Here is a 2,247-nt window from a genome sequence, read left to right on the forward strand (position 1 = left end):
AGCGCGGGGCAAGCCCGCTCACTACACCGTCAGACGACGAGATCATTCATCTCGCAATACTCTTCCCACTCGACACCCAGCACCTCGGCCGCCTCTTTGTGCAGGGCCAGCCGTGCGGCTTCGAACTCTTCCGGTGTAGAGGTGTATTTGAGGGTCAGCTCCCAAGGCTGGTAACCCTGGCTTTCGGCCTCGTCCTCGAATGCCCACTGGATCTGGTCGCGCTGGTCATCAGCACTCAAGTCCTTGATCTCTTCTTTAAGCTGCGGCGACTCCTCGAGGTACTTTTCGAGCGCTGCCTGGTGCCGAACTTCCTGGGTCATCTCAGTCGTGGTCATGTTGTTCTCTTAGATCGAGGAATGGGGATGCATCTGGGTCATCAAGGTTGCGCAGATAAATTCTGGCCTTCAGAACCATTCTGGGATCATCTGAAAACGTTGCCTTTGAAACAGTGGTGCCTTTTTGCCCGAGACAGGAATCGAACCTGCGACCTTCGCGTTACGAGTGCGCTGCTCTACCGGCTGAGCTACACGGGCGGTGGGCTAAAGCTAGCACCGCATTAGGCATGCGGCAACTAACTGGCCCATCGCCCAGCAGCCGTTATGCGCCGTCGACGCCGCAGCCCTTGGCGACATATTGCGCGTCAGCCGTGGTGGCACATGTCCAGCCTGTGGTGGCACTGCGCGTCAGGGTGATGGTCTTGCCCAGTACGGGCGCAGGTGCATCGAGGATTTCACAGCTGATGGAACCGACACCGGTGGCCACATCGCCTGCCACGTCGATCTTGCAGTTGGCGGTAGGACTGGTGCCACCGACCAATGACAGGGTCGGGACAGTGCCCTGGTTGATCACATCTTCGTAACCTGCCTTCAACGCCGAGATTTCAGCCAGGCCCGCCGTGAACTTGGCCTTGGCCTGGTGCTTGGTGTACATGGGCAAACCGATGGTTGCCAAAATGCCGATGATTGCCACGACGATCAGCAACTCGATCAAGGTAAAGCCTTTCTGACGCATCACATTCACTCTCCAGAGATAGAACCCAAGACAAGGCGCTTCCTGCGCCCCGCAATTTGCTGCGGCGCCAGTGTACTCATCCACGAGCGGCCAATCGCGTGCAAGACGCACATTCTGACATTTTATCGCTCACCCCCCCATGCCCGAATCCGTCACCTGACTAAGCTATAAAGCTTCCACTACCTGTGTGCGGAACCGTGACATGAACGACGCTTCGACGATCTACGCCTGGGAAGGCATCAACCGCAAAGGACGCAGGGTGACCGGGAAAACGTCTGGCCATGACCTTGCTCTGATTAAGGCGCAACTGCGTCAACAGGGCATCTGCCCCGGCCGCGTGCGCAAGCAGAATCTAGGTTTTCCCACGTTCACTCATGCGATAAAACCCGCTGATATCTCGCTGTTCACTCGCCAGTTGGCGACGCTGCTCCAGGCCGGCATCCCCTTGTTGCAAGCGTTCGACATCATCCGCGAAGGCGTCGAGAACCGACAGTTGGCCGAGTTGGCCAAGGGGCTGAAACACGAAATTTCCGCCGGCAACAGCCTGACTGCCGCACTGCGTAAACACCCACGCTACTTCGATGACCTGTATTGCAACCTGATTGCCGCCGGCGAACAAGCCGGCGCCCTGGAAACCCTGCTGGAGCGAGTGGCAATCCACCTGGAGAAAAGCCAACGGCTCAAGGCCAGAATCAAGAAAGCCATGACCTACCCGATCACGGTAATGGTGGTTGCCAGCCTGGTCAGCGCAGTGTTGCTGATCCATGTGGTGCCGCAGTTCCAGAGTCTCTTTGCGGGTGTCGATGGCCAGTTACCCGGCTTTACCTTGTGGGTCATTGCCCTGTCCGAATTCCTGCAGCACGCCTGGTGGTTTGTGGCCCTGGCCATGGGCGCAGCGATTGCCGGACTACGCCTGGCCTACCGGACTTCCCCAGGCTTTCGTCACGGGCTGGAAGCGGGTTTGTTGAAACTGCCCCTGGCAGGCACACTGCTGAAGAAGTCCGCCATCGCCCGCTATGCCCGCACGCTCTCGACTACATTTGCAGCAGGCGTGCCCCTGGTGCAGGCATTGAGTTCGGCAACCGGCGCCGTCGGCATTGGCCCATTCAAACAGGCAATCGAGCGTATGCGCCACGATGTATCCGCAGGCATGCAACTGAATCACTCCATGGCCACCAGCGGTTTGTTTCCCGGCATGGCGATCCAGATGACGGCAATCGGTGAAGGGTCTGGCAC

3 protein-coding genes and 1 tRNA gene are annotated in these 2,247 nt (G+C 58.5%); 1 reads left to right on the plus strand and 3 read right to left on the minus strand.

Translation table 11 applies throughout. The features are described 5' to 3' along the window. Positions 1-29: 29 nt before the first annotated feature. The 3 genes from ACRESD_RS25905 to ACRESD_RS25915 form a co-directional block, all read right to left on the minus strand. Positions 30-335, minus strand: coding sequence for a DUF6388 family protein (locus ACRESD_RS25905; RefSeq protein WP_033903347.1), 306 nt, complete (start codon positions 333-335; stop codon positions 30-32). Positions 336-460: 125 nt separating this feature from the next. After that, a tRNA-Thr gene (locus tag ACRESD_RS25910) sits at positions 461-533 on the minus strand. Between the two features lie 64 nt (positions 534-597). Next, entirely contained in the window at positions 598-1,011 is a 414-nt protein-coding gene (locus ACRESD_RS25915; RefSeq protein ID WP_431753510.1) for a pilin, read from the minus strand. A gap of 202 nt (positions 1,012-1,213) precedes the next feature. Between ACRESD_RS25915 and ACRESD_RS25920 the strand changes: the two genes are divergently transcribed. Next, the coding region (locus tag ACRESD_RS25920) for a type II secretion system F family protein (RefSeq protein WP_431753509.1) at positions 1,214-2,247 on the plus strand (1,034 nt) is incomplete at its 3' end.

Origin of the sequence: Pseudomonas sp. (assembly GCF_050739995.1) — a bacterium.
GTDB lineage: Bacteria > Pseudomonadota > Gammaproteobacteria > Pseudomonadales > Pseudomonadaceae > Aquipseudomonas.

Bases quoted from the DNA above. Each gene is read 5' to 3' on its own strand.
- ACRESD_RS25905 (WP_033903347.1), bottom strand. From the start codon at position 335: ATGACCACGACTGAGATGACCCAGGAAGTTCGGCACCAGGCAGCGCTC.
- ACRESD_RS25915 (WP_431753510.1), bottom strand. From the start codon at position 1,011: ATGCGTCAGAAAGGCTTTACCTTGATCGAGTTGCTGATCGTCGTGGCA.